Annotated in this window: 26 protein-coding genes and 1 tRNA gene; 21 read left to right on the top strand and 6 right to left on the bottom strand. The window is 59.7% G+C overall.

The annotated features are described in order from the left end of the window. Positions 1 to 167 precede the first annotated feature (167 nt). From HX805_RS23945 to HX805_RS23865, 17 genes are all read left to right on the top strand, one after another. Positions 168 to 521 carry a ribbon-helix-helix domain-containing protein gene (locus HX805_RS23945; protein ID WP_043225921.1) on the top strand — a complete coding sequence of 118 codons (354 nt, stop codon included), beginning with the start codon at positions 168 to 170 and terminating at the stop codon, positions 519 to 521. Positions 522 to 739: 218 nt separating this feature from the next. Further along, a complete protein-coding gene (locus tag HX805_RS23940; RefSeq protein WP_003209804.1) occupies positions 740 to 961 on the top strand; it encodes an FmdB family zinc ribbon protein in 222 nt (73 codons plus the stop codon). A gap of 108 nt (positions 962 to 1069) precedes the next feature. Further along, the gene (aspS, locus tag HX805_RS23935; protein WP_003209808.1) at positions 1070 to 2845 is read left to right on the top strand and encodes an aspartate--tRNA ligase; all 1776 of its coding nucleotides are present in this window, start codon (positions 1070 to 1072) and stop codon (positions 2843 to 2845) included. A gap of 151 nt (positions 2846 to 2996) precedes the next feature. After that, positions 2997 to 3743: a YebC/PmpR family DNA-binding transcriptional regulator gene (locus HX805_RS23930; protein ID WP_177081660.1), complete on the top strand. Its 747-nt coding sequence runs from the start codon at positions 2997 to 2999 to the stop codon at positions 3741 to 3743. Positions 3744 to 3898: 155 nt separating this feature from the next. Next, complete coding sequence (gene ruvC, locus HX805_RS23925; RefSeq protein WP_003209812.1) at positions 3899 to 4423, top strand: crossover junction endodeoxyribonuclease RuvC; 525 nt, start codon at positions 3899 to 3901, stop codon at positions 4421 to 4423. A 115-nt stretch (positions 4424 to 4538) separates the two neighbouring features. Next, positions 4539 to 5150 (top strand): Holliday junction branch migration protein RuvA, encoded by a 612-nt coding sequence (gene ruvA, locus HX805_RS23920; protein ID WP_003209814.1) that lies wholly within the window; start codon positions 4539 to 4541, stop codon positions 5148 to 5150. Beyond that, positions 5151 to 6209 (top strand): Holliday junction branch migration DNA helicase RuvB, encoded by a 1059-nt coding sequence (gene ruvB / locus HX805_RS23915; protein ID WP_003209815.1) that lies wholly within the window; start codon positions 5151 to 5153, stop codon positions 6207 to 6209. Between the two features lie 138 nt (positions 6210 to 6347). After that, a complete protein-coding gene (gene ybgC, locus HX805_RS23910) occupies positions 6348 to 6803 on the top strand; it encodes a tol-pal system-associated acyl-CoA thioesterase (RefSeq protein WP_008432379.1) in 456 nt (151 codons plus the stop codon). A 1-nt stretch (position 6804) separates the two neighbouring features. After that, a complete protein-coding gene (gene tolQ / locus HX805_RS23905; RefSeq protein WP_003209819.1) occupies positions 6805 to 7500 on the top strand; it encodes a protein TolQ in 696 nt (231 codons plus the stop codon). Positions 7501 to 7523: 23 nt separating this feature from the next. Then, positions 7524 to 7976, top strand: coding sequence for a protein TolR (gene tolR / locus HX805_RS23900; protein WP_161635741.1), 453 nt, complete (start codon positions 7524 to 7526; stop codon positions 7974 to 7976). Continuing rightward, on the top strand, positions 7976 to 9049 hold the full coding sequence (tolA, locus tag HX805_RS23895) for a cell envelope integrity protein TolA (protein WP_003209823.1): 1074 nt from the start codon (positions 7976 to 7978) through the stop codon (positions 9047 to 9049). The genes tolR and tolA overlap by 1 nt, the downstream gene beginning before the upstream one ends. A 17-nt stretch (positions 9050 to 9066) precedes the next feature. Next, on the top strand, positions 9067 to 10347 hold the full coding sequence (gene tolB, locus HX805_RS23890) for a Tol-Pal system beta propeller repeat protein TolB (RefSeq protein WP_032868196.1): 1281 nt from the start codon (positions 9067 to 9069) through the stop codon (positions 10345 to 10347). Between the two features lie 55 nt (positions 10348 to 10402). Further along, on the top strand, positions 10403 to 10903 hold the full coding sequence (pal, locus tag HX805_RS23885) for a peptidoglycan-associated lipoprotein Pal (RefSeq protein WP_003209827.1): 501 nt from the start codon (positions 10403 to 10405) through the stop codon (positions 10901 to 10903). Positions 10904 to 10909: 6 nt separating this feature from the next. Next, positions 10910 to 11743, top strand: a complete 834-nt coding sequence (ybgF, locus tag HX805_RS23880; RefSeq protein ID WP_023659229.1) for a tol-pal system protein YbgF — start codon at positions 10910 to 10912, stop codon at positions 11741 to 11743. A gap of 164 nt (positions 11744 to 11907) precedes the next feature. After that, positions 11908 to 12555: a 7-carboxy-7-deazaguanine synthase QueE gene (gene queE, locus HX805_RS23875; RefSeq protein WP_087692898.1), complete on the top strand. Its 648-nt coding sequence runs from the start codon at positions 11908 to 11910 to the stop codon at positions 12553 to 12555. Position 12556: 1 nt separating this feature from the next. Beyond that, the gene (queC, locus tag HX805_RS23870; RefSeq protein WP_177081659.1) at positions 12557 to 13234 is read left to right on the top strand and encodes a 7-cyano-7-deazaguanine synthase QueC; all 678 of its coding nucleotides are present in this window, start codon (positions 12557 to 12559) and stop codon (positions 13232 to 13234) included. A gap of 63 nt (positions 13235 to 13297) precedes the next feature. Next, positions 13298 to 13373: transfer RNA gene (locus tag HX805_RS23865), tRNA-Lys, on the top strand. Between the two features lie 118 nt (positions 13374 to 13491). On the opposite strand, the gene pstB is transcribed toward HX805_RS23865, so the two are convergent. The 5 genes from pstB to lldD all read right to left on the bottom strand — a co-directional run bounded on the left by pstB (position 13492) and on the right by lldD (position 18530). Continuing rightward, on the bottom strand, positions 13492 to 14271 hold the full coding sequence (gene pstB / locus HX805_RS23860) for a phosphate ABC transporter ATP-binding protein PstB (protein ID WP_003209835.1): 780 nt from the start codon (positions 14269 to 14271) through the stop codon (positions 13492 to 13494). Next, a complete protein-coding gene (pstA, locus tag HX805_RS23855) occupies positions 14271 to 15143 on the bottom strand; it encodes a phosphate ABC transporter permease PstA (protein ID WP_003209837.1) in 873 nt (290 codons plus the stop codon). Before pstA ends, pstB begins: the two co-directional genes overlap by 1 nt. Beyond that, a complete protein-coding gene (gene pstC / locus HX805_RS23850) occupies positions 15140 to 16135 on the bottom strand; it encodes a phosphate ABC transporter permease subunit PstC (protein WP_177081673.1) in 996 nt (331 codons plus the stop codon). Before pstC ends, pstA begins: the two co-directional genes overlap by 4 nt. A 66-nt stretch (positions 16136 to 16201) precedes the next feature. Then, complete coding sequence (gene pstS / locus HX805_RS23845; protein ID WP_003209841.1) at positions 16202 to 17218, bottom strand: phosphate ABC transporter substrate-binding protein PstS; 1017 nt, start codon at positions 17216 to 17218, stop codon at positions 16202 to 16204. 169 nt (positions 17219 to 17387) lie between these two features. Then, positions 17388 to 18530 (bottom strand): FMN-dependent L-lactate dehydrogenase LldD, encoded by a 1143-nt coding sequence (gene lldD / locus HX805_RS23840; protein ID WP_003209842.1) that lies wholly within the window; start codon positions 18528 to 18530, stop codon positions 17388 to 17390. 107 nt (positions 18531 to 18637) lie between these two features. Between lldD and HX805_RS23835 the strand changes: the two genes are divergently transcribed. Beyond that, the gene (locus HX805_RS23835; protein WP_003209844.1) at positions 18638 to 19543 is read left to right on the top strand and encodes a LysR family transcriptional regulator; all 906 of its coding nucleotides are present in this window, start codon (positions 18638 to 18640) and stop codon (positions 19541 to 19543) included. On the opposite strand, the gene HX805_RS23830 is transcribed toward HX805_RS23835, so the two are convergent. Beyond that, positions 19540 to 21498 carry a PAS domain-containing sensor histidine kinase gene (locus tag HX805_RS23830; RefSeq protein ID WP_087692901.1) on the bottom strand — a complete coding sequence of 653 codons (1959 nt, stop codon included), beginning with the start codon at positions 21496 to 21498 and terminating at the stop codon, positions 19540 to 19542. The genes HX805_RS23835 and HX805_RS23830 overlap by 4 nt on opposite strands. Before the next feature lie 359 nt (positions 21499 to 21857). Here HX805_RS23830 and HX805_RS23825 point away from each other — a divergent pair, with 359 nt between their 5' ends. From HX805_RS23825 to nadA, 3 genes are all read left to right on the top strand, one after another. Continuing rightward, on the top strand, positions 21858 to 23144 hold the full coding sequence (locus HX805_RS23825; protein WP_003209847.1) for an OmpP1/FadL family transporter: 1287 nt from the start codon (positions 21858 to 21860) through the stop codon (positions 23142 to 23144). A 128-nt stretch (positions 23145 to 23272) separates the two neighbouring features. Then, positions 23273 to 24844, top strand: coding sequence for a lactate dehydrogenase (locus HX805_RS23820; protein ID WP_218167419.1), 1572 nt, complete (start codon positions 23273 to 23275; stop codon positions 24842 to 24844). Positions 24845 to 25063: 219 nt separating this feature from the next. Further along, positions 25064 to 26122: a quinolinate synthase NadA gene (gene nadA / locus HX805_RS23815; protein ID WP_003209852.1), complete on the top strand. Its 1059-nt coding sequence runs from the start codon at positions 25064 to 25066 to the stop codon at positions 26120 to 26122. Positions 26123 to 26259 lie beyond the last annotated feature (137 nt).

The following is a 26259-nucleotide window of genomic DNA, read 5'->3' as shown; positions in this document are numbered from 1 at the left end:
CTGCTTCCCGGCGATTTCCGTGATTCCGCGAGCTTCCTGATACGCGCGTTGGCTTGTCCTACGGTGATCGGCTCCCTGTCTTCTGGCTGCACTTGTCGTCTTGATGTTTTATAGCTCAACGGCCAACGAGAACATGAGTGGCCGTCAGGCAATGGAGTGTCAAGTGTATGTCACGCGGAGCAGGTAATGGAGTTATGGAAACGTGCGGATTGCACAAGATAAAGGTAGATCCCTTTGCCAAGGGGTTCGATATGAACTTGGCCAGGCCATTGTCCCGATCGGTTCGGCTTAATGGTTTTTCGACGTGTTTGCGGCTCGAAGAGGTGTATTGGAATATCCTCGCGGAGATCGCCAGGATCAATACGTGTTCGGTCAGTGCGCTGCTGTCTTACGTAGACCGGGAAGTGCACTTGCGTTATGGCGGTGTAAAGAACTTCAGCGGTCTGGTCAGGGTGGTTTGCGTGGTGCATGTATTGAAAGGGCGGCTTGTCGCGCCCAGTGTCCAGCCGGACCCTGCATGAACCTTGTGCCGGGCGCCCGTCCCGGGATTGCCCCGGGTCGGGCGCCCGGCAGAAGCCTGCTGCAGTCATCTATATAAAGAGCAGCGCGCCGCTACGGCTGCACAGCCTCGATTTACCAGATATAATCCCGGGCTTTGCTGCGCATGCCGGGACTTTCCCACAGGATAGAGCCAGGGCAGGGCGTGGCGCAGTAATGATCTGATCGCCGAGACATCTCCATGCCCATGTACGACTATCAATGCGCTTCCTGTGGTCATCAGTTGGAAGCCATTCAAAAGATCAGCGCAGCGCCGCTGGTCGATTGCCCTGCCTGCCAGGCACCGGAGCTCAAGAAGATGTTGTCCATGCCGGGCTTTCGCCTGAGTGGCAACGGTTGGTACGAGACCGACTTCAAGACCGGTTCGAAGAAGAATCTGGCCGGCGGCGACAAAGCAGACTGAGTTGAACTCTACGCGCAGGCTCCTGCATTATCCGTCACCTGACTTAGCTGTACGGTGATGAGGCGGGCCTCCACCGAATTTCGAATTACGAGAAGCGAAACCACTATCATGATGCGCAGCCACTATTGCGGCCAACTGAACGAGACCCTGGAAGGTCAGGAAATCACCCTTTGCGGATGGGTTCACCGTCGCCGCGACCACGGCGGGGTGATCTTCCTCGATATCCGTGATCGTGATGGTCTGGCCCAGGTGGTGTTCGATCCGGACCGCGCCGAGAGCTTCGCCGCCGCCGATCGCGTGCGCAGCGAGTACGTCGTGAAGATCACCGGCAAGGTTCGCCTGCGTCCGGCCGGTGCCACCAACGCCAACATGGCGTCGGGCATGATCGAAGTGCTGGGTTACGAACTGGAAGTGCTGAACGAGTCGGAAACTCCGCCGTTCCCGCTGAACGAGTTCTCTGACGTTGGCGAAGAAACCCGCCTGCGTTATCGCTTCCTGGACCTGCGTCGCCCGGAAATGGCCGAGAAGCTGCGCCTGCGTTCGCGCATGACCACCAGCATCCGTCGCTTCCTCGACGAGAACGGCTTCCTCGACGTCGAGACGCCGATCCTGACCCGTGCTACCCCGGAAGGCGCCCGCGACTACCTGGTGCCGAGCCGTACCCACGCCGGTTCCTTCTTCGCCTTGCCGCAATCGCCACAGCTGTTCAAGCAACTGCTGATGGTCGCCGGCTTCGACCGTTACTACCAGATCGCCAAGTGCTTCCGTGACGAAGACCTGCGGGCCGACCGCCAGCCGGAATTCACCCAGATCGACATCGAGACCAGTTTCCTCGATGAAAAAGAGATCATGGGCATCACCGAGCAGATGATCCGCAACCTGTTCAAGGAAGTGCTGAACCTGGAGTTCGGCGAATTCCCGCACATGACCTTCGAAGAAGCCATGCGTCGTTACGGTTCCGACAAGCCAGACCTGCGTAACCCGCTGGAACTGGTTGACGTTGAAGACCAACTGAAAGATGTCGACTTCAAGGTGTTCAGCGGCCCGGCCAACGACCCGAAATGCCGTATCGCCGCACTGCGCGTGCCTGGCGCTGCGAGCATGCCGCGTAAGCAGATCGACGACTACACCAAGTTCGTCGGCATCTACGGTGCCAAGGGCCTGGCGTACATCAAGGTCAACGAGCGCGCCAAGGGCGTCGAAGGCCTGCAGTCGCCAATCGTCAAGAACATCCCTGAAGCCAACCTCAATGTGATCCTGGATCGTGTTGGCGCGGTTGACGGCGACATCGTGTTCTTCGGTGCCGACAAGTCGAAGATCGTCAGCGAAGCGCTGGGTGCACTGCGGATCAAGGTCGGCAACGACCTGAACCTGCTGACCTGCCAGTGGGCGCCGATGTGGGTTGTCGACTTCCCGATGTTCGAAGAAAACGACGACGGCAGCTTCAGCGCACTGCACCACCCGTTCACCGCGCCGAAGTGCACGCCGCAAGAGCTGGAAGCCAACCCGGCTGGCGCTCTGTCCCGTGCCTACGACATGGTGCTCAACGGCACCGAGCTGGGTGGCGGTTCGATCCGTATCCACCGCAAGGAAATGCAGCAATCGGTCTTCCGCCTGCTGGGCATCAACGAAGATGAGCAGCAAGAGAAGTTCGGCTTCCTGCTCGACGCCCTGAAATACGGCGCGCCACCCCATGGCGGCCTGGCCTTCGGCCTGGACCGTCTGGTGATGCTGATGACCGGTGCCCAGTCGATCCGTGAAGTGATTGCCTTCCCGAAAACCCAAAGTGCTGCCGACGTCATGACGCAAGCGCCGGGTGTGGTGGATGCCAAGGCACTGCGCGAGCTGCATATCCGTCTGCGCGAGACACCAAAGGCTGAGTAAGGCCGCAGCGTGAAAGCGCGATAAGGTTTTACATTGTCAGCTAAGGGCGCATCTTCGGATGCGCCTTTGCGTTACAAGGGCTGCACGTTAAAGAGGGAAGTCCCGCCTGGGGCGGGATCGACAGGTTTCTACAGAATTTCGGAGTTGTGTTATGGCTGGCCATTCCAAGTGGGCGAACATCAAGCACCGCAAAGAGCGTCAGGATGCCAAGAAAGGCAAGATCTTCACCAAGTGGATTCGCGAGCTGACCGTTGCCGCGCGCCAGGGTGGCGGTGACCCGGGTTCCAACCCGCGCCTGCGCCTGGCCCTGGACAAAGCCCTCGGCGCCAACATGAGCCGCGACATCATCGACCGCGCCGTGGCCCGTGGTGCCGGTGCGGCCGATACCGACGACATGGTCGAGTTGAGCTACGAAGGCTACGGCCCGGGTGGCGTGGCGGTGATGGTCGAGTGCATGACCGACAACCGCAACCGTACCGCGGCTGCCGTGCGCCATGCGTTCAGCAAATGTGGCGGCAACCTCGGCACTGACGGTTCGGTGGCCTACCTGTTTGAGCGCAAGGGGCAGATTTCCTTCGCGCCTGGCGTGGATGAAGATGCGCTGATTGAGGCGGCAATGGAGGCCGATGCCGACGACGTGGTGACCAACGAAGACGGTTCCATCGACGTGTTCACCTCGTTCGCGGGCTTCTATTCGGTGCGTAACGCCCTGGAAGCGGCTGGTTTCAAAGGCACCGACGCGGAAATCGTGATGCTGCCGACCACCAGCGCCGAGCTGGACCTGGACGGGGCGCAGAAGGTACTCAAGTTGCTCGACATGCTTGAAGACCTGGATGACGTGCAGAACGTCTATTCCAATGCCGATATTCCGGAATCGGTGGCTGAACAGCTAGGCTGAAGGATGATGCAGATCTAATGTGGGAGCGGGCTTGCTCGCGAAGGCGGCGTGTCAGTCAGTCAATACGGTGACTGATACACCGCCTTCGCGAGCAAGCCCGCTCCCACATTTTGATCTTGGCTATATCAAGAATTTTTTATCCAACTGCAGGCGTTATGACTCTAATCCTAGGTATCGACCCCGGTTCGCGAATCACCGGCTTTGGCGTGGTCCAACAGACCCCGCGAGGCTGCGTGTACGTGGCGTCGGGCTGTATCCGTACCGGCGCCGGCGAGTTGGCCGAGCGCTTGCAGATCGTGTATCGCGGCGTGCGTGAAGTGATCCAGACCTATGGGCCGGTGACCATGGGCATCGAAAAAGTGTTCATGGCGAAAAACGCCGACTCCGCCCTGAAGCTCGGCCAGGCCCGCGGTGCGGCCATCGTGGCCGGAGCCGAGGAGGGCATGGAGATCGCTGAATACACCGCGACCCAGGTCAAGCAAGCCGTGGTCGGTACCGGTGCTGCCAATAAAGAGCAGGTGATGATGATGGTCATGCACATGCTCAAACTCACCGCCAAACCGCAAATCGATGCCTCCGACGCCCTGGCCATTGCCATTTGCCATGCCCATACCCGTTCCAGCCTGATGCCCCATGGCTTGGGGACCGCACGCAGTCGTGGCGGCCGGCTGCGTCTCTGATAGCATCAGCGCATTCATTCTGCGTGGGGTGCATGAACGGCCTGTGCTGTCGGCCGGCATGCCCGCGTTATTACCGGCCAGGCCTTGATTTGAGCCGATTCTTAAGGATTCGAACGTGATTGGACGCTTGCGCGGCACCCTGGCTGAGAAACAGCCACCGCACCTGATTCTGGATGTAAACGGGCTGGGTTATGAGCTTGAAGTGCCCATGACCACCCTCTACCGCTTACCGTCGGTCGGTGAACCGCTGACCCTGCACACTCACCTGGTGGTGCGCGAAGACGCGCAATTGCTCTATGGGTTCGTTGGCAAGCGTGACCGGGATTTTTTCCGTGAGCTGATCCGCCTCAACGGCGTGGGGCCGAAGCTGGCGCTGGCGCTGATGTCGAGCCTGGAAGTGGATGAATTGGTGCGCTGTGTGTCGGCCCAGGACACGTCCGCGCTGACCAAGGTACCGGGCGTTGGCAAGAAAACCGCCGAGCGCCTGCTGGTGGAGCTCAAAGACCGCTTCAAGGCCTGGGAGGTTGTGCCGAGCATGTTTGCCCTGGTGCCCAACCAGCCTGATGCGCCGGGTGTGCCGGTGGCCAGCGCTGAAAGCGATGCGGTCAGCGCGCTGATCTCCCTGGGCTACAAGCCGCAAGAGGCGAGCAAGGCCGTGTCAGCCATCAAGGACAAGAACCTGAGCAGCGAAGACATGATCCGCCGCGCCCTGAAGGGAATGATTTAAGTGATTGAAGCTGATCGTCTGATCGCGGCCACCGGGCCTCGTGATCGTGAAGAAATCCAGGACCGGGCGATTCGCCCCCTGAGCCTTGCCGAATACATCGGCCAGCCCACCGTGCGCGAGCAGATGGAGCTGTTCATCCAGGCCGCGCGCGGGCGCAGCGAGTCCCTGGACCACACGTTGATCTTCGGCCCGCCCGGGCTCGGCAAGACCACCCTGGCCAACATCATCGCCCAGGAAATGGGCGTGTCGATCAAGTCCACCTCCGGCCCCGTGCTGGAGCGCCCGGGCGACCTGGCGGCGCTGCTGACCAACCTGGAGCCCCACGACGTACTGTTTATCGACGAGATCCACCGGCTTTCGCCCATCGTCGAGGAAGTACTGTACCCGGCCATGGAAGACTTCCAGCTGGACATCATGATCGGTGAAGGCCCGGCGGCGCGCTCGATCAAGCTCGACCTGCCACCGTTCACGCTGGTGGGTGCGACCACTCGTGCGGGCATGCTGACCAACCCGCTGCGAGACCGTTTCGGGATTGTTCAACGTCTAGAGTTCTATAGCACGGCGGATCTGGCCACCATCGTCAGCCGTTCGGCGAGCATCCTCGGCTTGCCCCTGGACCCGGAAGGCGCCTTTGAAATCGCCCGCCGCGCCCGTGGTACCCCGCGGATTGCCAACCGTCTGCTGCGCCGGGTGCGCGACTTTGCCGAAGTGCGGGCCAAGGGGCATATCACCAAGCCCGTGGCAGACCTGGCGCTGAACCTGCTGGATGTGGATGAGCATGGCTTTGATCACCAGGACCGGCGCCTGCTGTTGACCATGATCGAGAAGTTCGACGGCGGCCCGGTGGGCGTGGACAGCCTCGCCGCCGCCATCAGCGAAGAGCGGCATACGATTGAGGATGTACTGGAGCCGTATCTGATTCAGCAGGGCTACATCATGCGCACGCCAAGGGGGCGTGTGGTCACCCGGCATGCGTATCTGCACTTTGGGTTAAACATTCCGTCACGATTGGGCGAGATGCCCGTAGTAGACGAATTCCTCGATGCAGTAGACGATTAAAAACGCTTGGCGATTCGATTTATTCGGAGTTTGTGCTGTCCTAGTGGCTGGCGTCGTCATTCTTTCGTTAGAAATGTGCCACAGAATGAAAAACAGTTGCCTGGCCGGATTGGCAACCTGAGGAGTAAGCACTAGAGTATGCGCGCGCAAAACGGGGATCAGTCGTTCGCACATCGCTGTCGCGTTTATTACGAGGACACCGATGCTGGCGGCATCGTTTATTACGTCAATTACCTAAAGTTCATGGAGCGGGCTCGAACCGAGCGGCTACGGGAGCTGGGCTTTGCCCAATCCCAGCTGGCAGGGGAGGACCTGTTGTTTGTCGTGCATTCCAGCGAGGCGCGTTACCACGCGCCGGCGCGACTGGACGACGAGCTGCTGGTCAGCGCAGAAATAACCGAATTGAACCGTGCCAGCCTGCGCTTTAAACAGCAGGTCAGGCGGGCTACGGATGCAACGCTGCTCTGTGAGGGGCAGTTCCTGGTGGCCTGTGTTCGCACCAATAGTTTGAAACCCCGGGCCATTCCCGAAACTCTACGCGCGGCCTTTGCCGGCGTGAGCGGCGCGGGTAAACATTCAGAGCAGGAGATTTAGCGTGGAACCTACCGTCGTCGACCATTCCTCCATGTGGAGCCTGGTCAGCAATGCCAGTGTCGTGGTTCAACTGGTGATGCTGGTCCTGGTAGCCGCATCGGTTACCTCTTGGGTCATGATTTTTCAGCGCAGCAACCTGCTGCGTGCTGGTCGACGTGCCCTGGAGAGCTTCGAAGAGCGCTTCTGGTCGGGTATCGACCTGTCCAAGCTGTACCGCCAGGCGGGCAGCAACCCGGACCCGGATTCGGGCGTCGAGCAGATCTTCCGCGCCGGCTTCAAGGAATTCTCCCGTCTGCGTCAGCAGCCAGGCGTTGACCCGGAAGCGGTCATGGAAGGCGTGGCCCGTGCCATGCGCGTCGCCATCTCCCGCGAAGAAGAAAAGCTTGAGCAAAGCCTGCCGTTCCTCGCCACCGTAGGTTCCGTCAGCCCGTATATCGGCCTGTTCGGTACCGTATGGGGGATCATGAACTCCTTCCGCGGCCTGGCCCAGGCCCAGCAAGCGACCCTGGCCACCGTGGCCCCGGGTATCGCCGAAGCGCTGATCGCCACCGCCATCGGCCTGTTCGCAGCTATTCCCGCAGTAATCGCCTACAACCGTTTTGCCGCTCGTGGCGAAACCTTGATCAGCCGTTACTACACCTTCGCCGATGAATTCCAGGCGATCCTGCACCGTAAAGTGCACACCAGCGAAGAATAAGCAGGTAATTCCCAATGGCTTTAATCGCTCGAGCTCGCAAAAAGCGCAAGCCGGTCGCCGAGATGAACGTGGTGCCTTACATCGACGTGATGCTGGTGCTGCTGGTTATCTTCATGGTGACCGCGCCGATGCTCAATCAGGGCGTGAAGGTTGATCTGCCCAAGGTTTCCAGCGAAGCCTTGCCGCAGGACAACAACACCCAGGTCCTGACCATTTCGATCAAGGCTGACAAGACCTATTACTGGAACCTTGGCAGCGAAGTTGACACTCAGAAACAGCAGGACAAGGCCATGACCTTGCCGCAGATGACTGATGCCGTGACCAAGATCATTCGCGCCGGCAACGAAGGTGGCAAGCACACCCAGGTGTTCATTCGCGGCGACAAGGTCGTCGACTACGGCTCCGTCATGGGCGCCATGGGCGGGCTGCAGAAGGCCGGGGTCGGTAATGTTGGCTTGATTACCGAGGCGCCCTGATGCACCAACAGCGAGAGCCGTCCGCCTCGGAAAGCTACTTCTGGCCTAGCGTCTGGGCAATTGCCCTGCACGTCCTGGTGTTTGGCATGCTGTTCGTCAGCTTTGCCATGACCCCGGACCTGCCGCCAGCCAAGCCGATCGTGCAGGCGACCCTGTATCAGCTGAAATCGAAAAGCCAGGCCACCACCCAGACCAATCAGAAGATTGCGGGTGAGGCCCAGAAGTCGGCTGCGCGCCAGACTGAAGTCGAGCAGATGGAACAGAAGAAGGTCGAGCAGGAAGCGGTGAAGGCTGCTGCGGAACAAAAGAAAGAAGAGGCGGCTCAAAAGGCCGAGGAATCGAAAAAGGCTGACGAGGCGAAGAAAGCTGCAGAGGCGCAAAAGGCTGATGAAGCCAAGAAAGCCGATAAAGCTGCCGAAGCCAAGAAGGCTGAAGAGAAACAATTGGCTGATATAGCCAAGAAGAAATCTGAAGAAGAAGCCAAGAAGGCTGCCGAAGAAGAGGCCAAGAAAAAGGCCGCTGAAGACGCGAAGAAAAAGATAGTCGAAGACGCGAAGAAGAAAGCCGCGGACGACGCCAAGAAGAAAGCTGAAGCTGACGAGGCGAAGAAGAAGATCGCCGACGATGCGAAGAAGAAAGCTGCTGCCGATGCCTCCAAGAAAAAGGCCCAGGAAGCAGCGCGTAAATCGACCGAAGACAAAAAGGCCCAGGCCTTGGCCGATTTGCTTTCCGACACGCCGCAGCGCCAGCAAGCCTTGGCCGATGAACGTGGTGATGAAGTCGCGGGCAGTTTCGACGACCTGATTCGTTCACGGGCAGCGGAAGGGTGGACCCGTCCTCCTTCGGCACGTAAAGGCATGACAGTAGTGCTGCAGATCGGCATGTTGCCGGACGGTACGGTGACTTCGGTCAGCGTGGCCAAGTCCAGTGGCGACGGTTCGTTCGACAGTTCGGCGGTAGCAGCGGTCAAGAACATTGGCCGGTTGACCGAGATGCAGGGAATGAAACCAAGCGACTTCGCTCCCTACCGTTCATTCAAGATGACATTCACACCTGAGGATCTAGCCTTGTGAGAAACCTTCTTCGAGGAATGCTTGTCGTTATTTGCTGCATGGCAGGGATAGCGGCGGCGGATGAAAAGAACATCCTGGTCACCAGCGGTAGCGATCGGGCCACCCCGATCGCCGTTGTGCCGTTTGGCTGGCAGGGCGGCAGCGTGCTGCCGGACGACATGTCGCAGATCATCAGCGATGACCTGCGCAACTCCGGCTACTACGCACCGATCGACAAAGGCAACATGATCAGCCAGCCGACCCAGGCCAGCGAAGTCATCTTCCGTGACTGGAAAGCGCTGAACGCCCAGTACCTGATGGTGGGCAGCATCACGCCCGCCGGCGGTCGCCTGCAGATCCAGTACACCCTGTTCAACGTCGCGACCGAGCAGCAAGTGCTGACCGGCAGCGTGTCGGGCACCACGGATCAGCTGCGGGACATGGCGCACTACATCTCCGACCAGTCGTTTGAAAAACTGACCGGGATCAAGGGTGCCTTCTCCACGCGCTTGCTCTATGTAACGGCCGAGCGTTTTTCGGTAGACAACACTCGTTACACTTTGCAGCGTTCCGACTATGACGGCGCGCGTGCAGTGACGTTGCTGCAATCCCGTGAGCCGATCCTGTCGCCGCGTTTCGCGCCAGATGGCAAGCGTATCGCCTACGTGTCCTTTGAACAGAAGCGTCCACGGATCTTCGTCCAGCACATCGATACCGGTCGCCGTGAGCAGATCACCAACTTCGAAGGCCTGAATGGCGCGCCAGCCTGGTCGCCGGACGGTTCACGCCTGGCATTCGTATTGTCCAAGGATGGCAACCCGGACATCTACGTGATGAACATGGCTTCGCGCCAACTGAGCCGTGTTACCAGCGGCCCGGGCATCAACACCGAACCGTTCTGGGGCAAGGATGGCTCGACCATCTACTTCACCTCCGACCGTGGCGGCAAGCCGCAAGTCTACAAAACCAGCGTCAACGGCGGCGGCGCCGAACGAGTGACCTTTATTGGTAACTACAACGCTGCACCGAAGCTTTCGGCTGATGAAAAGACGTTGGTGATGATTCACCGTCAGGATGGTTTCACTAATTTCCGGGTTGCGGCCCAGGATTTGCAGCGTGGAACCGTAAAAATCCTTACAGATACCAACCTTGATGAGTCAGCTACTGTTGCGCCCAACGGCACCATGGTAATCTACGCCACCCGCCAGCAGGGCCGGGGAGTCTTGATGCTCGTGTCCATTAATGGACGCGTAAGGCTCCCGCTTCCTACCGCTCAAGGCGAAGTCAGAGAACCGTCCTGGTCCCCTTACCTGAACTGACGCGGCGCTACAAAAAGAAGTACTTAACACACTGGGGTTCATTAGGAGTTTCACGATGGAAATGCTGAAGTTTGGTAAGTTTGCTGCTCTGGCTCTGGCTCTGTCCGTAGCCGTTGGTTGCTCGTCTAAAGGCGGCGACAATGCCGGTGAAGGCGCAGCTGTTGATCCAAACGCTGGTTACGGCGCTAACACTGGTGCAGTTGACGGCTCCCTGAGCGAAGAAGCTGCTCTGCGCGCTATCACCACTTTCTACTTCGAATACGACAGTTCGGACCTGAAACCAGAAGCCATGCGCGCTCTGGACGTTCACGCGAAGGACCTGAAAGCTAACGGCGCTCGCGTTGTTCTGGAAGGTAACACCGACGAACGTGGTACTCGTGAGTACAACATGGCACTGGGCGAGCGTCGTGCGAAAGCCGTTCAGCGCTACCTGGTTCTGCAAGGTGTTGCTCCAGGCCAACTGGAACTGGTTTCCTACGGTAAAGAGCGTCCAGTTGCTACTGGCCACGACGAGCAGTCCTGGGCTCAAAACCGTCGCGTCGAACTGCGTAAGTAATTCGTCATGCGAACGTGCCGTCGTGCTCTAACTGTATTGGCTCTCAGCCTGGCACCGCTTGCGGTGTGGGCTGCGGTTCCTGTGGAAGATAGCAACTCTGGCTATAACAATAGCGGGAGCAGTTATCCGCCAGCGGGTTATGGCACGAACGGCGCCTATGCCGGGGGCGCGGCAACTGCCGCGCCTTCGGCACAGGGCGAACTGTTCAACCAGCTGCAACGCATGCAGGATCAATTGTCGCAGCAACAAGGCACGATTGAGGTTCTGCAGAATCAAGTGAACCAGCTGAAGCAAGAAGGCCTGGAGCGTTACCAGGATCTTGATCGACGCATTGGAGCCGGCGTTACACCAGCCGCCACTCCTGATAATTCTTCTGCCGGTGGCGCCGCAAGCGCCGCCGGTGGTGCAGCAGCAGGGGCCGCGGCTGCGAGCCAAGCCCCTGCCGCCAGCAGCGAACCGGGTGATCCGGCGAAGGAAAAGCTGTATTACGATGCAGCCTTCGACCTGATCAAAGCCAAGGATTTCGATAAGGCCAGCCAGGCTTTTACCGCATTCCTGCGCAAATACCCGAACAGCCAGTACGCGGGCAACGCCCAGTACTGGTTGGGTGAGGTGAACCTGGCCAAGGGTGATCTGCAGGGCGCAGGCCAGGCATTTGCCAAGGTCAGCCAGCTGTACCCCAAGCACGCCAAGGTGCCGGATTCGCTGTACAAACTGGCTGACGTAGAACGCCGCCTGGGTCATACCGACAAGGTCAAAGGCATTCTGCAGCAGGTGGTGGCCCAGTATCCGGGTACCTCTGCGGCCCAGTTGGCTCAGCGGGATCTGCAACGCATGTAAGCGTCGCAACCCGTTCAGAAGAAACCCGCGCCCTGCGCGGGTTTTTTCGTTAGAATCCACGCCCTTTTATGAAACACGCTTCCTGGGGTTTACGCGTTGGCGCAATTCCTTGAAGTGCCTGACGGAGGCGGACAGCCTGTTTAGCTGTTACGCCCGTGGCGACTATGCAAGACACATTACGTATCACCGAAGTTTTTTACTCCTTGCAGGGTGAAACGCGCACTGCCGGGCTGCCCACTGTATTTGTGCGCCTCACCGGTTGCCCGCTGCGTTGCCAGTACTGCGACAGCGCCTACGCCTTCAGCGGCGGCACCGTGCGCACCCTTGAAGACATCCTTGAGCAGGTGGCCGGTTACCGGCCGCGTTATGTCTGCGTCACGGGTGGCGAGCCACTGGCACAGCCCAATGCCATTCCCTTGCTCAGGCAGTTGTGCGATGCCGGCTACGAGGTGTCCCTGGAAACCAGCGGCGCCCTCGATATCTCTGCAGTCGACCCTCGGGTCAGCCGAGTCGTCGACCTCAAGACCCCAGGCTCCAAGGAAGTGCACCGCAACCGCTACGAGAACATTGAGCTGCTGACGGCCAACGACCAGGTCAAGTTCGTCATCTGTTCCCGTGAAGACTACGACTGGGCGACCTCCAAGCTGATCCAGTATGGCCTGGACCGCCGCGCCGGCGAAGTGCTGTTTTCCCCCAGCCATCATGACCTGAATGCTCGCGACCTGGCCGACTGGGTCGTTGCAGACAACCTTCCGGTGCGTCTGCAACTGCAGCTGCACAAGTACCTGTGGAACGACGAGCCGGGGCGCTGAGATGACTGATCAAAAACGTGCGGTGATCCTGCTGTCCGGCGGCCTCGACTCCGCGACCGTGGTCGCCATGGCTCGTGCAGAAGGCTACAGCTGCTACACCATGAGCTTCGACTACGGCCAGCGTCACCGTGCCGAACTGAACGCTGCCGCCCGTGTCGCCCGAGACCTGGGCGCGGTTGAGCACAAGGTGATCGGCCTGAATCTCGACGGCATGGGTGGCTCGGCGCTGACCGACAGCTCCATCGACGTGCCGCAAGGCCCCAGCGAAGGCATTCCGGTGACCTACGTGCCGGCACGCAACACGGTCTTCCTGTCCCTGGCCCTCGGCTGGGCCGAGGTGCTCAATGCCCGCGACATCTTCATCGGCGTCAACGCCCTGGACTACGCCGGATACCCGGACTGCCGCCCCGAGTACATCGAGTCGTTCGAGCGCATGGCCAACCTGGCGACCAAGGCCGGTGTAGAAGGGCAGGGCTTTCGCATCCTGGCGCCACTGCAGAACCGTAGCAAGGCCGATATCGTGAAGGCAGGCGTAGGACTTGGCGTCGATTACTCGCTGACTGTTTCCTGCTATCAGGCAGACACTGATGGTCGCGCTTGTGGGAAATGCGACAGCTGCAGACTGCGTGCAGAGGGCTTCCAAGCGGCCGGAATGACTGACCCAACGCGTTATTTCTGATTTATTTTAAATAAGGTGTTGAATAATCCTTAGAAATCAGTATTATACGCGCCACCACACAGCGGGTCGTTAGCTCAGTTGGTAGAGCAGTTGGCTTTTAACCAATTGGTCGTAGGTTCGAATCCCACACGACCCACCATTTTTGGCGGTTTAGAAAATCCGGAAGGCCCACGCAAGTGAGGATTTCCGGGTTTTTTTTTGCCCAGTAAAAAGCCGATCACTCTCGCGACAGAGAGTGATCGGCTTTTTTGTTAAAGCTAGCCAAACCGCCCGGTGATGTAGTCCTCGGTCTGTTTCATCTTCGGCTTGGTGAAGATCTCATCCGTATTGCCATGCTCAATCAGTTCGCCCATGAACATGAACGCCGTGCTGTCCGACACCCGGGCGGCCTGCTGCATGTTGTGGGTCACGATGATCACCGTGTATTGCTCTTTTAGCTCGGTGATCAACTGCTCGATGCGCCCGGTGGAAATCGGGTCGAGCGCCGAGGTCGGTTCATCCAGCAGCAATACCTGTGGGCGCAGCGCAATGGTGCGGGCGATGCACAGGCGTTGCTGTTGTCCGCCGGAAAGACTCTGGGCGCTTTGTTTGAGTTTGTCCTTCACCTCATCCCACAGCGCGCCGCCGCGCAAGGCTTGCTCGACTCGATCATCCATTTCCCGGCGCGACAGCTTTTCGTGGTGACGCACGGCATAGGCGATGTTGTCGTAGATCGACATCGGGAACGGTACCGGCTTCTGGAAGACCATTCCGACGTGGCTGCGCAGGCGGTTCATCGAATAGCCGGGGGCGAGGATGTTTTCGCCATTGAGCAGCACTTCACCGCGGGCTTCCTGCTTCGGGTACATCGAGTAGATACGGTTGAACACCCGCAGCAAGGTCGACTTGCCGCAGCCCGATGGGCCGATGATCGCGGTGATGCGTTTTTCCGGAATGTCGATGTCGATGGATTTCAGCGAACGTTGGTTGTTGTAGAAAAACTCCAACCCACGGACACGGATTTTGGTTTTTTCAGGATCAAGGCGGGTCGATTGCATCAGTGGGACCTATTGCGCAAAAGAATCAGGCGAGACAGCAAGCTCAGCACCAGCACGAACATCGTCAGTACCAAGGCGCCTGCCCATGCGAGGGAGTGCCAGTCATCGAAGGGGCTCATGGCGTACTGGAAAATAACCACCGGCACGCTGGCAATCGGCTTGAGCAGGTTGCTGCTCCAGAACTGGTTGCCGAAGGCGGTGAACAGCAGCGGCGCGGTTTCCCCGGTAATCCGCGCCAGCGCCAGCAGGATGCCGGTCACCACGCCGGCCTTGGCCGCTCTCAACACGATTTGCAACGTCAGTTTCCACTGGGGTACGCCCAGGGCCAGGGCCGCCTCGCGCATGGTGGAAGGTTGCAGTTGGAGCATCTCGTCGGTCGTGCGCACCACCACCGGAATCACCAGCAAGGCCAGCGCCAGGGCACCGGCAATGGCGGAGAAACCTACCTGGTGATTGGTCAGCAGGTTCAGCGGCAGGATCACCCCGGTGTAGATGAACAGGCCCAGCACGATCGACGGCGCGGACAGCAGGATGTCGTTGATGAAACGCACCGTGGTACCCAGGCGCGAGTGCCGTGCGAATTCCGCCAGCCAGATACCGGCCATCAGTCCGATGGGCGTGCCAATCAGCAGCGCTATCCCGGACATCAGGGCGCTGCCATAAAACGCGTTGGCCAGGCCGCCGTCTGTTCCGGGTGGCGGCGTCATCTCGGTAAACAGGCGCAGGTTGAGCGCCTGAAAGCCGTTGATGATGGTGGTCAGCAGAATCCACGCCAGCCACAGCAGGCCAAAGACTGTCGCGCCACAACTGAGCAGCATGGCCACCCGGTTCTTCAAGGCACGCTTGCGGTACAGGCGTTCGTTGCTGCTCATAGGCCCTCCTTGCGGGACAGGCGCATGAGCATCAGCCGCGCCAGTGCCAGCACCACGAATGTCACGATAAACAGCAGGAAGCCCAGGGCGATCAGCGCCGAACGATGCAGGTCGGTGTACGCCTCGCTGAACTCGTTGGCGATGACGGACGCGATGGAACTGCTGGGCATCAGCAACGAGGCGGAGAACTGTTGCGCGTTGCCCAGCACGAAGGTCACGGCCATGGTTTCACCCAGGGCGCGACCGAGGCCGAGAAAGATCCCGCCGACCACTGCCGAACGGGTGTAGGGCAGGACGATGTCCCACACCACTTCCCAGGTAGTACTGCCCAGTGCGTAGGCCGACTCCTTCAATTGAGTCGGCACACTGCGGAAAACCTCATGCATCACCGACGTGATGAACGGCGTGATCATGATCGCCAGCACGATGCCGGCGGTCAGCATCCCGATGCCCAGCGGTGGCCCCTGGAACAGCGATCCAATAAACGGAAGCGCACCCAGGTAATCGTTGATCCAGGGTGACAAGTGTTCAGCCATAAAGGGCCCGAAAACAAACAGGCCCCACATGCCATAGATAATCGAGGGAATGCCCGCGAGCAATTCAACGGCGGAGGCGACCGGCATTCTGAGCCAGGGCGGCGCCACTTCGGTGAGGAAAATCGCGATGCCGAAACTCACCGGCACCGCAATCATCAACGCCAGCAACGAGGTGACCAAGGTGCCGTAGATCGGTACCAGGGCGCCAAAGTGGTTGTTGACCGCATCCCACTCGGTGCTGGTGATGAAACCGAAACCGAAGGTCTTGAAGGCCAGGCCACCGCCCCACAGGGTGGAGGCGGCGATGCTTGCCAAGAGCAGCAGCACCAGCATCGCGGCCCCGAACATCGAGCGTTTGAACCACAGATCGTGGCGCTGATCGCGAGCGGCGCGGCTATCACCCGACACGTCGCTTGCGTGAGTAGTCATAACCAGGGGTTGCACGGTGTCGTTCATATCAGAAGTGCTCACCCGCCTCCATCAAGCATGCACATGCTTGAGGAAGGGGGCTATAGAGGCGGATCAGTGGGCGAAGTCAGACTTCCAGTAACCTTCGATCCGGGTCACGAGGGAATCGGGCAACGCTACGTAGTCCAATGCCGCAGCCTGCTGCTGACCTTTCTCCAACGACCATTTGAAGAAGTTGAAAGCGGCCTGGCTTTGCTCGGCGTTTTTTGCCTGCTTGTACATGATGATCCAGGTGGTCGCCGTGATCGGCCACGCGTTCTCGCCCGGTGCGTTGGTCATGATCAGGTTGAAGTCATGGGCGTTGGCCCAATCGGCAGTATCAGCTGCTGCCTGGAAGGCCTTGGCGTTGGGCTCGACGAATTTGCCGGACGCGTTCTTCAGTGAGGCGTAGGTCATCTTGTTTTGCAGGGCGTAGGCGTATTCAACAAAGCCGATGGAGTTCTTGATCTGCTTCACGTAGGCCGAAACACCTTCGTTACCCTTGCCGCCCACACCGACCGGCCACGGCACGGTGGTGCCGAAACCGATTTTGGTTTTCCAGCCATCACTGACCTTGGAGAGGTAGTTGGTGAAGTTGTACGAGGTGCCCGAGCCGTCCGAGCGGTGGACCACGGTGATATTCGCGCCCGGCAGTTTCAAGCCGGGGTTGAGGGCGGCAATCGCCGGGTCGTTCCAGGCCTTGATGTCACCGAGGAAGATCTTCGCCAGCACATCACCATCGAGTTTCAGCTGGCCAGCTGCAACGCCCTCGACGTTCATCACCGGCACGATGCCGCCAATCACGCTTGGGAATTGGCCGAGGCCGCCGGCCTTCAGTTCATCCGCCGACAGCGGCGCGTCGGACGCACCGAAGTCCACGGTAGCCGCCTTGATCTGGGCGATACCACCACCGGAGCCGATGGACTGGTAGTTGATCCGGTCACTGGAGCTTTTGCTGTATTCCTGGGACCACTTGGACAGCACCGGGTAGACGAAACTGGAGCCTGCGCCCGTGACGTCAGTGGCGTGAGCGACACCACTCAGGCACAGGGCAGTGAACAACACTGACAGACTCTTTTTGGTCAGCAACATCACGACGACACCTCAAAGGAAGGGGGCAGGTGGAGGGCTCCACCTGCCTGGGACGTGACGATTTAATTCCTGAAATGTGTCTGTTTAATGACGGTTTGGCTTTATGAAGAAACATTTAGAAATATCTGTGGGCGACCCCGGAAGGGATGTTCCGAGGTCGCTGCACTGATCAACCCTGGCTGCGCACCAGGATCGACTCATCGATCTGGGCGATCGACGTGACTCCGGTTAACGTCATGGCCACGCGCATTTCCTTGGCGAAGATATCCAGCAGGTTCTCCACGCCACGCTGCCCGTCGGCGGCCAGTGCGTAAGCCTGTGCACGGCCCAGCAGAACGCCCTTGGCGCCCAGCGCGAGCATGCGCACCACGTCCAGCCCCGAGCGTACGCCGGAGTCCACCAGCACCGTCAGATCGCTGCCCACGGCTTGTACGATAGGCGCCAGTGCCTTGGCTGTGGACAGCACGCCATCCAGCTGGCGCCCGCCGTGGTTGGAGACGACGATGCCGTCGGCACCAAAGCTCACCGCGTCCTTGGCATCCTGTGGGTCGAGGATGCCTTTGATGATCATCGGGCCTTTCCAGAATTCGCGGATCCACTCCAGGTCTTTCCAACTGATGGAAGGGTCGAAGTTGTTGGCCAGCCAGCCGATGTAGTCCTTCAGTTGGGTGGGCTTGCCCAGGTACTTGGAGATGTTGCCCAGGTCGTGGGGGCGACCCAGCAGGCCCACATCGAAGGCCCAGGCCGGTTTGGTCATGGCCTGCAGGATTTGGCGTTGCGGCCCGTAGGCACCGGACATACCCGAATGGGCGTCGCGATAACGCGCGCCGGGGGTGGGCATGTCGACCGTGAACACGAGGTTTTTCACCCCGGCGGCCTGGGCGCGCTCCAGGGCGTTTTTCATGAAGCCGCGGTCTTTCAGCACATACAGCTGAAACCAGATCGATTGCGGGCTCTGGGACGCCACTTCCTCGATCGGGCACACGGAAACGGTCGACAGGCAAAACGGAATGCCCTTGTTCGCTGCCGCCTTCGCCGCCTGGACTTCACCACGCCGGGCAAACATGCCGGTCAGGCCCACCGGGCTGAGGACCACCGGCATCGCCAATGGCTGGTCGAACAACGTGGTTTCAAGGCTCAGGCTTTCGACGTTGCGCAGGATGCGCTGGCGCAGGCTGATATCCGACAGGTCGGAGCTGTTGGCCCTGAGGGTGTGTTCGGCGTAGGCGCCGCCGTCGATGTAGTCGAACAGGAAACGCGGCAGTTTGCGGCGGGCGGCTTCGCGGTAATCCGATGCAGACGAAATGATCATGAACAGTGATGCCCCGAGTGAAGAAAACGGTGGGGTGAGGATAGACAAAGGCCTTTCATGGTAAAAACAACTTTTCCAACTTGAATCAAGTCGCAAACGGAATACTCATGAACCTTCGTACGTTGCTGGCCTTTGTCGAAGTAGTTCGCCAGGGCAGCTTCTCACAAGCAGCCGAGGTGGTTTCGCTCACCCAGTCTACCGTCAGCAAGGCGGTCAAGACTCTGGAAGATGAATTGGGCACGCCGCTGTTCAATCGCATCGGCCACAAGAGCGAGCTCACGGCCGCCGGCGAAATTGCCTACCGCCGAGCGCTGGTGTTGCTGGCGGAGCGCAGTGACCTGGTGGCCGAGATCAACGACTTGCTGGGGCTCAAGCGCGGTGTATTGCGCATCGGCTTGCCGCCGGTGGGCAGTGGGGTGCTGTTTGCGGCGATGTTTGCCTTGTATCGACAGCGTTATCCGGAAATCGAGATCGAGCTGATCGAGCATGGCAGCAAGAAGTTGGGCGAATGCCTGGAGGCCGGGGAGGTGGACCTGGCCGCGTTGCTGGTACCGGTGGCGGGAGAATTTGAATATCAGGATGTGCGCGTCGAGCCACTGATGGTGGTGATGCCGATCGACCATCCTTTGGCCGGGCGTAAAAGCGTCGATTTTTCCGACCTGGCTGACTCGCCCTTTATTCTGTTCGAGGCCGGGTTTGCGCTTAACCGGATCATTCTCACAGCCTGCGAGCGCAGAGGCGTAGTCCCGCGTATCACCGCCCGCAGTGCCCAGATCGACTTTATCGTCGACCTGGTTGCCGCAGGCCTGGGTGTCGCGTTTCTACCGAGCATGCTGGCTTACAAACACCTGCACGCCGGCATCGCCCTGATCCAGCTGGACGAGCCCCAGACTGATTGGCACATCGCCCTGGCTTGGCGGCGACAGGCGCACTTGCCACCGGCGGCGCGGGCCTGGCTGGATCTGGCCCTGGAGATGGGGAATGTTCCGGACACGACCCGGCCTGCGGTCTAGCCTTGTGCGACCAGGGGCAGGCGGCTCTTGACGACTTTTTGCAGCAGCAGGGCCAGCACCTCGGTGGAATACGGCTTTTGCAGCAAGACAAAACGGCTGGCTTCTTCCTGGGCGATACGCGCGTATTCGTCGTTGTAGCCGGTGGTGAGCACCACCGGCAGCCATGGGTACAAGGCTTCGATTGCGTCCAGCAACTCCAGGCCACTCATGCCGGGCATGGAGATATCGGAGAACACCACCTGGAAGCTTTCCGGGTTGGGGGCCAGGGCTTCCAGCGCGCTGTTCGCATCCGGCACCCACAGCACGTGAAAGCCCATCTGTTCCAGGGTTTGCGAGGTGTACAGGCCCACATCGGCGTTGTCCTCGACCATCAGCACGCACAAGCCTGAGATGATGGGCGAAGCGCTGGTGTCTTGAGGTACCGGCATGGCACTTGGCTCGACCTTGGGCAGGTACAGCGTAAATTGGCTACCCCTGCCGCACTCGCTCTGTACCAGGATTTCCCCGCCTGATTGCTTGGCGAAGCCGTACACCTGGGACAAGCCCAGGCCGGTGCCCTGGCCGATACCCTTGGTGGTGTAGAAGGGCTCAAAGATCGCGTCGAGTTTTTCCGGCGGGATACCCGAGCCGGTGTCCGCCAGTTCGATGGTCACGTAATCGGCGACACGTACCGGGTGAGCGCGAACCGAGGGTAGCCAGCTTGCCGTCGAAACGGTGATGGTCAAATGCCCGTTGCCGGCCATGGCATCCCTGGCGTTCACCACCATGTTGACCAGCGCGGTATCGAACTGGCTTTCGTCGGCGTTGATAAAGCAGGCGTCGTCAGGCACCTGGATGCTTACCTTGACCCGTGAACCGGTCAGGCTGTCCATCATCTCGCCCACCCGCTTTACACTTTCGCCGACGTTGAACACCTCGGGTCGCAAAGCCTGGCGGCGGGCGAATGTGAGCAACTGGGCCGTGAGGCGGGCCGCGCGGTCGACCGTGCTGGCGATGGCTTCCACGTATTTCACGCGGCGTGCTTCGCTCAGGGCAGGTGGCTTGAGCAAGTCGGCACAGGACTTGATCACCGTCAGCAGGTTATTGAAATCATGTGCGACACCGCCAGTGAGTTGGCCGATGGCTTCCAGTTTCTGTGACTGACGCAGGGCGTCTTCCGACAGTCGCAGGGCTTCCTTGGCTTCTTCCTCAGCCTGGATATCACGGCCCACGGCGTGGATGTAGTCGCTGTCGGGCACGGCCGTCCAGGCGATCATGCGGTAGCTGCCGTCCTGGTGGCGGTAACGGTTCTTGAAATTGGGGAAGTTCTTGCCATCGCCCAAACGGCTGACCGCCGAGGATGAGACGGCCAGGTCGTCGGGGTGAACCAGGGCCAGCAACTGGCTGCCCACCAGGTCGTTTTCGGCGTGGCCGAGCATGCGTGTCCAGGCCGGGTTCACGGCGGAGATCACACCGTCGAGTTGTGCCACCAGCATCAGGTCCGGCGACAGGCGCCAGATACGGTCGCGATCGCGAGTGCGTTCGACCACCCGCTGTTCCAGGGACTCGTTGAGTTTGCGCAGGGACTCTTCGGCTTCGCGCAGGGGCGTGATGTCCCGGGATACGCAGAGGATTTTCTCCGGCAGGCCGTCACTGCCCATGATCGGGCTGACGTTCACGTGCCACCATTTAAGGTTGCCGGCCAGGGTGTGGGCAGCGCCGACAAAGCTGGCATTGCGACCGGCCTTGGCGGCCTCAACGGCAGCCTTGGCATCGAGATTGCCCTGGTCGTGCCAGAAGTCGGGCCAGGGGCAGCCGCGGATCGCATTGAAGTCGCTGACTTCCATGATCTGCTTGCCGCCTTCGCTCATGAAGGTCAGGCGGGCGTCGAGGTCCAGCACCTTGATGCAATCGTTGATGCTGGCAAGCACGCGTTCGGTGAAGGCTTCGCTGTGGTTGAGGCCCGCGGCGGACAAATCACTCTCGCCAGATTCAGGTGGGCTGTTTGTCTCAGGACCCGTCCCGATAGTGCTATTCATTTGAGTGCTGCCACGCGTGTTAAATGGTCGTCATCATGTCATTGTGACACTTATATCACCAGCGCCTTCACGCTTATTCGATGGCAGGCAATCCGGCATGCTCCAAGCGTGACGGCGAGATTAAAACCCGTCAGTCATATTCAGGTTCCGGGGTCTGAATAAGTGCTGGAAAAACCGTCGAAGTCTTTGAAAGAAATAGGATTGTCGGACAATTTTGCGCATGAAAAACTCTTCATAATTTGCCCGCTCGAAGATTGGTAGCTTCCTCTCGCTGCCCAATAATTCGAGTTCTAATAATGAATAAAAAACTCTTCAAGAGCGCTTTGGCGCTGTCGATTTCCCTTGCCTCCACTTCCTTGTTTGCCGGTGGTTTCGCCCTCAACGAACAAAGCATCAGTTCAATGGGGACCGGTTACGCCGGGCGTTCCTCCTCCGCGGATGACGCCAGCACGGTGTTCGGCAACCCGGCGGGCATGTCTCGCCTCAAGCAGAATGAAGTGAGCATCGGGGCGACCTACCTGGATGCCAAGTCGAACATCAAGGACGCCAGTTCCAGCCAAGGTGGCGTGGACAACCCCGGCACCAACAAAGGCGATATGGTCCCCGGCATCGCCGTACCGATGGGCTACCTGGTGACGCCGATTGATGAACACTGGGCGTTTGGCCTGGGAATCTACGCGCCGTTCGGCCTCGTGACCGACTATGAACACAGCTTCCAGGGCAATGGCTTTGGCAACAAAAGCAAGGTTCAAGTCATCACCGTGCAGCCAACCGTCAGCTATGCCTTCAACGACAAGGTTTCGGTGGGCTTCGGTCCGACCTTCAACCGTATCAGTGGCGAACTGGACTCCAAGGTCCCGGCATTTGGCCTCGGCACGGAAAACGTGAAGGTCAAGGGCGACGACACCGCCACCGGTTTCAACGCCGGTATCCTGGTGCAGCCGATTGAAAGCACGCGCATTGGTGTGACCTACCACTCGCAGGTTGTGTATCACCTGTCGGGCAAAACCAACGCCTCGGGGGTGCTCACCGACCTGGTGGATGGCGGCCCGCAGCGGTATGACGCCAAGCTGGATGTCACCACGCCGTCGTCCGTGGACTTCTCGGTCACCCATAAACTCAACGATGACTGGACCCTGTACGTCGGCAGCACCTACACCCGCTGGAGCCAGTTGAAGAAGATTACGATCAACAACAGTGGCGTCTCTGACCTCGCCACCGAACTGGCCGGCCTGAACTCCATCACCGAAGAACAGCACTGGCATGACACCTGGTCTCACGCCATCGGCCTGTCGTACCAGTTGAACAAGCAACTGGTACTGCGTACCGGCTTTTCGGTGGACCAGACGCCCACCAACAACACCGACCGGTCCGTACGTATTCCTACGGGCGATCGCACGGTGTTCAGCTTGGGCGCCGGCTGGACGCCAGTGGATAACCTGACCTTCGACGTCGCTTATTCCTACCTGAAAGAAGAGCCGATCAAGGTCCGCGACAATAATCCGCAACTGGCGCTGACCTACGACGCCAAGTATGAAAACAGCGCCAACGGTTTCGGCGGTTCGGTGACTTACCGCTTCTGATGCACCGGAAGAGGGCAAAGAGTCAGTTTTCTGACATGGCTCTTTGCTAGCAATTGTATCGGTCGCGCTACCAAACCTTCCCTGTCTTGGTTAAATTGGCTGCAATCCAGCTCAAGACAGGGATCGTCATGACTACGCTTTCGCCGATCAGCTCCGCCATCGCCCTTACCAATCGACCCGCCGTTACCCCGCCAGCTACGCAGGCGCCAGAAACGGACGCCGCTGCCGTGCGACCTTCCTCGGTGGTCAGCCTTGGCAATGTCACGGTGGACGTTCAAGCCGAGACGTATTCCCGCAACGGCCAATTGCCCGGCCATGGGCCGATCAATGCCTGGGAAAGTGACAGCGACGATGCGGTCACCAAAGCGATCAGCACGAATTTCCCTGCACTGCCCAGAGGCACAGGCTTCAGCGGCCTGGGCGCCACCCTGATTGAGCAATTTGCGAAGAGCGGTACCGACATTTCCCAGTCGGCGCTGAGCACCAGCTCTTCCAGGACCCAAAGCCCCGCCGAACTCAAGGTTCAACAGGCGCTGCTGCACAGCAGGGCCGACAACCTGGTCAGCCTGACCGTCAAGACGGCCAGCGGCAAGACCGTCACCTTCAGCCTGGCCAGCCAGTTGGGAGGCTTGGCCGCGCAGGCGAAGGTGGACGGTGGCGCCCTCAGCGCCGCCGAACTCAAGGAAGTCGCCAAGTTGGGCGAAGCCTTCCAGGACGCGATCGACGGCCTGGCCGCCCAGCCGCCGAAACTCGAGCTGAGCAAGCTGACGCAGTTTGATTCCAGCGTATTGGCTTCGGTGGACCTCAGCGGCAAATTGAAAGTGAGCAATACTGACGACCTCACGCTTGCATTCCATGCGGACAGCCAGGGCCGCACCACGCGCATGAGTAGCCCGGAGGGGGAAGTGAATCTCTCGGTCGACCTGAAGAACGCCGGCATCCTCGGCAACGCCAAGCAACAGGCAATCGCGCTGAAAAGCTACCTGGCCCAGTTCGACAAGGCCCAGGCGCGGGGCAAAGCCGATGCTGACCTGATGGCGATGTTCAAGGATGCGTTTACCGCTATGAACAGCAACTACCCGCAGGGCGCCAAAGCGCCTGCGCCGCTGACCCGCAGCGCGGCAGATCAAGGCCTGCTGACGGGCCTGGCGGATTTCAAGGCCTCCATCAGCCAGGCGGCCAGCTCCCCCAACCCGGCGCGCCCTGGGGAAACCGATACGTTTGCCTATGGGATTTCCCAGAAAACGCGCATCGGCGGCAATGACCTCTCCAATCGCACGATCGATCAGGTCCAGCGATCAAGCCTCAAGGCCAGTTTCCATCAGGGCCTGGATGGCGGGAAGCCGCCGGCTTTCGATACCAGGCGCGAGTCGCAGAACTACCTCTATGTGCAGGTCGACGACAAGGCCAGCAGTGCGGCGAACATCACCTACAAGGATGGCTTCCTGACCAACGCTTCCGTGGACCAAAGCGCCAGCCAGAACACCCGCACCCAGCGATACGAGATGGCTCGACTGGTTAAAGACAGCGTGGTACCGAACGAGGCCACCAGCCATCGCGACTACCTGGTACTGCTGGAATATGCGGCGCGGGAAGGCAAGAGTGCCAAGGGCGCCGATGAAACCATCCTGAAGGATGCCCTGGCGAACATGCATCAGTGGGCGTTGCTGCAAGACGATCCGTCCGCTTTGCCCGGTTAAACCGGTCGTTGTAAAAAAGGGAAACCCCTGGCCGGGTTTCCCTTTTTCATGCCTGGCCGAATCCCAGATTAGGCTTTTGAAACCATTCGATATTCTGTAGCCTTGCGCAGCTTCACCGTGCTTGATGAACACAATCACTTCGTCCGGCGGCGCCCGAAAGGCTCCAGAGCCGGTGGTACACTCGACTTTCGCGCAACTGCGCCTGCAGGTCTTGCGAACATGACGCAAATTTCCGAACGCCTTCTGGTCCAAGCCCACCTCGACGCCAAGCAGCCCAAGGTGCTGAGCGCCGAAGAAGAGGCGGGCTACCGCGCCGCCATCGCCGCCGAGCTCAAGGCTCAGGACGCGGTGCTGGTGGCACACTTCTACTGCGACCCGGTGATTCAGGCCCTGGCCGAAGAAACCGGTGGCTGTGTCTCCGACTCCCTGGAAATGGCCCGCTTCGGCGCGGCGCACCCGGCCAAGACCGTATTGGTGGCGGGCGTGCGATTCATGGGGGAGACGGCCAAGATCCTCACGCCTGAAAAACGCATCCTGATGCCGACACTGGAAGCCACGTGCTCTCTGGACCTTGGCTGCCCGGTGGATGAGTTCTCGGCATTCTGTGATCAGCACCCTGAGCGCACGGTGGTGGTATATGCCAACACGTCGGCGGCGGTGAAAGCCCGTGCTGATTGGGTGGTGACTTCCAGTTGTGCGCTGGAGATTGTCGAAAGCCTGATGGATAACGGCGAGACGATTATCTGGGGGCCGGACAAGCACCTGGGCACCTATATCCAGCGTCAGACGGGTGCAGACATGTTGCTGTGGGATGGTGCGTGCATCGTTCACGAGGAGTTCAAGTCCAAGCAGTTGGAGGACATGAAGGCGTTGTACCCGGACGCGGCGATTCTGGTGCACCCGGAGTCGCCGACGTCGGTGATCGAGTTGGCGGATGCGGTGGGGTCTACCAGCCAGTTGATTGCGGCGGCGCAGCGGTTGCCGAACAAGACGTTTATCGTGGCTACTGATCGGGGCATCTTCTACAAGATGCAGCAGTTGTGTCCGGACAAGGTGTTTGTCGAGGCGCCGACGGCGGGGAATGGGGCGGCGTGTCGCAGTTGTGCGCATTGCCCGTGGATGGCGATGAATACCCTGGAGCGCACGCTGCAGTGCTTGCGTGAGGGGAGTAATGAGATTTTTGTTGAGCCTTCGGTGATTCCGCAGGCGGTTAGACCGCTGAAGCGGATGTTGGATTTTACTCAGGCGGCTCGGTTGAGGTTGGCGGGGAATGCTTGATTTGCGGTGGGTTGGTTTGTGTACATATCCATTGCTGCGGTAACGGCCACCTATGGTTCCGCTCTTACAGCGGGTCACTTTTGGCAAACGCCCCAAAAGTAACCAAAAGGTCTTTGCCCCACCACTCGGTGCCTCGC

It is taken from the genome of Pseudomonas sp. G5001, assembly GCF_013385475.1.
Lineage (GTDB): Bacteria > Pseudomonadota > Gammaproteobacteria > Pseudomonadales > Pseudomonadaceae > Aquipseudomonas.
Note: the sequence above shows the minus strand (reverse complement) of the source record. Positions and strands in the feature narration are given on the sequence as shown.

What these genes read in the sequence shown, in the direction of transcription:
- HX805_RS23945 (WP_043225921.1), top strand. Translation starts at nt 168, where the DNA reads ATGTCACGCGGAGCAGGTAATGGAGTTATGGAAACGTGCGGATTGCAC.
- HX805_RS23940 (WP_003209804.1), top strand. Translation starts at nt 740, where the DNA reads ATGCCCATGTACGACTATCAATGCGCTTCCTGTGGTCATCAGTTGGAA.
- aspS (WP_003209808.1), top strand. Translation starts at nt 1,070, where the DNA reads ATGATGCGCAGCCACTATTGCGGCCAACTGAACGAGACCCTGGAAGGT.
- HX805_RS23930 (WP_177081660.1), top strand. Translation starts at nt 2,997, where the DNA reads ATGGCTGGCCATTCCAAGTGGGCGAACATCAAGCACCGCAAAGAGCGT.
- ruvC (WP_003209812.1), top strand. Translation starts at nt 3,899, where the DNA reads ATGACTCTAATCCTAGGTATCGACCCCGGTTCGCGAATCACCGGCTTT.
- ybgC (WP_008432379.1), top strand. Translation starts at nt 6,348, where the DNA reads ATGCGCGCGCAAAACGGGGATCAGTCGTTCGCACATCGCTGTCGCGTT.
- tolA (WP_003209823.1), top strand. Translation starts at nt 7,976, where the DNA reads ATGCACCAACAGCGAGAGCCGTCCGCCTCGGAAAGCTACTTCTGGCCT.
- tolB (WP_032868196.1), top strand. Translation starts at nt 9,067, where the DNA reads ATGCTTGTCGTTATTTGCTGCATGGCAGGGATAGCGGCGGCGGATGAA.
- pal (WP_003209827.1), top strand. Translation starts at nt 10,403, where the DNA reads ATGGAAATGCTGAAGTTTGGTAAGTTTGCTGCTCTGGCTCTGGCTCTG.
- ybgF (WP_023659229.1), top strand. Translation starts at nt 10,910, where the DNA reads ATGCGAACGTGCCGTCGTGCTCTAACTGTATTGGCTCTCAGCCTGGCA.
- queE (WP_087692898.1), top strand. Translation starts at nt 11,908, where the DNA reads ATGCAAGACACATTACGTATCACCGAAGTTTTTTACTCCTTGCAGGGT.
- queC (WP_177081659.1), top strand. Translation starts at nt 12,557, where the DNA reads ATGACTGATCAAAAACGTGCGGTGATCCTGCTGTCCGGCGGCCTCGAC.
- pstB (WP_003209835.1), bottom strand. Translation starts at nt 14,271, where the DNA reads ATGCAATCGACCCGCCTTGATCCTGAAAAAACCAAAATCCGTGTCCGT.
- pstA (WP_003209837.1), bottom strand. Translation starts at nt 15,143, where the DNA reads ATGAGCAGCAACGAACGCCTGTACCGCAAGCGTGCCTTGAAGAACCGG.
- pstC (WP_177081673.1), bottom strand. Translation starts at nt 16,135, where the DNA reads ATGAACGACACCGTGCAACCCCTGGTTATGACTACTCACGCAAGCGAC.
- pstS (WP_003209841.1), bottom strand. Translation starts at nt 17,218, where the DNA reads ATGTTGCTGACCAAAAAGAGTCTGTCAGTGTTGTTCACTGCCCTGTGC.
- lldD (WP_003209842.1), bottom strand. Translation starts at nt 18,530, where the DNA reads ATGATCATTTCGTCTGCATCGGATTACCGCGAAGCCGCCCGCCGCAAA.
- HX805_RS23835 (WP_003209844.1), top strand. Translation starts at nt 18,638, where the DNA reads ATGAACCTTCGTACGTTGCTGGCCTTTGTCGAAGTAGTTCGCCAGGGC.
- HX805_RS23825 (WP_003209847.1), top strand. Translation starts at nt 21,858, where the DNA reads ATGAATAAAAAACTCTTCAAGAGCGCTTTGGCGCTGTCGATTTCCCTT.
- HX805_RS23820 (WP_218167419.1), top strand. Translation starts at nt 23,273, where the DNA reads ATGACTACGCTTTCGCCGATCAGCTCCGCCATCGCCCTTACCAATCGA.
- nadA (WP_003209852.1), top strand. Translation starts at nt 25,064, where the DNA reads ATGACGCAAATTTCCGAACGCCTTCTGGTCCAAGCCCACCTCGACGCC.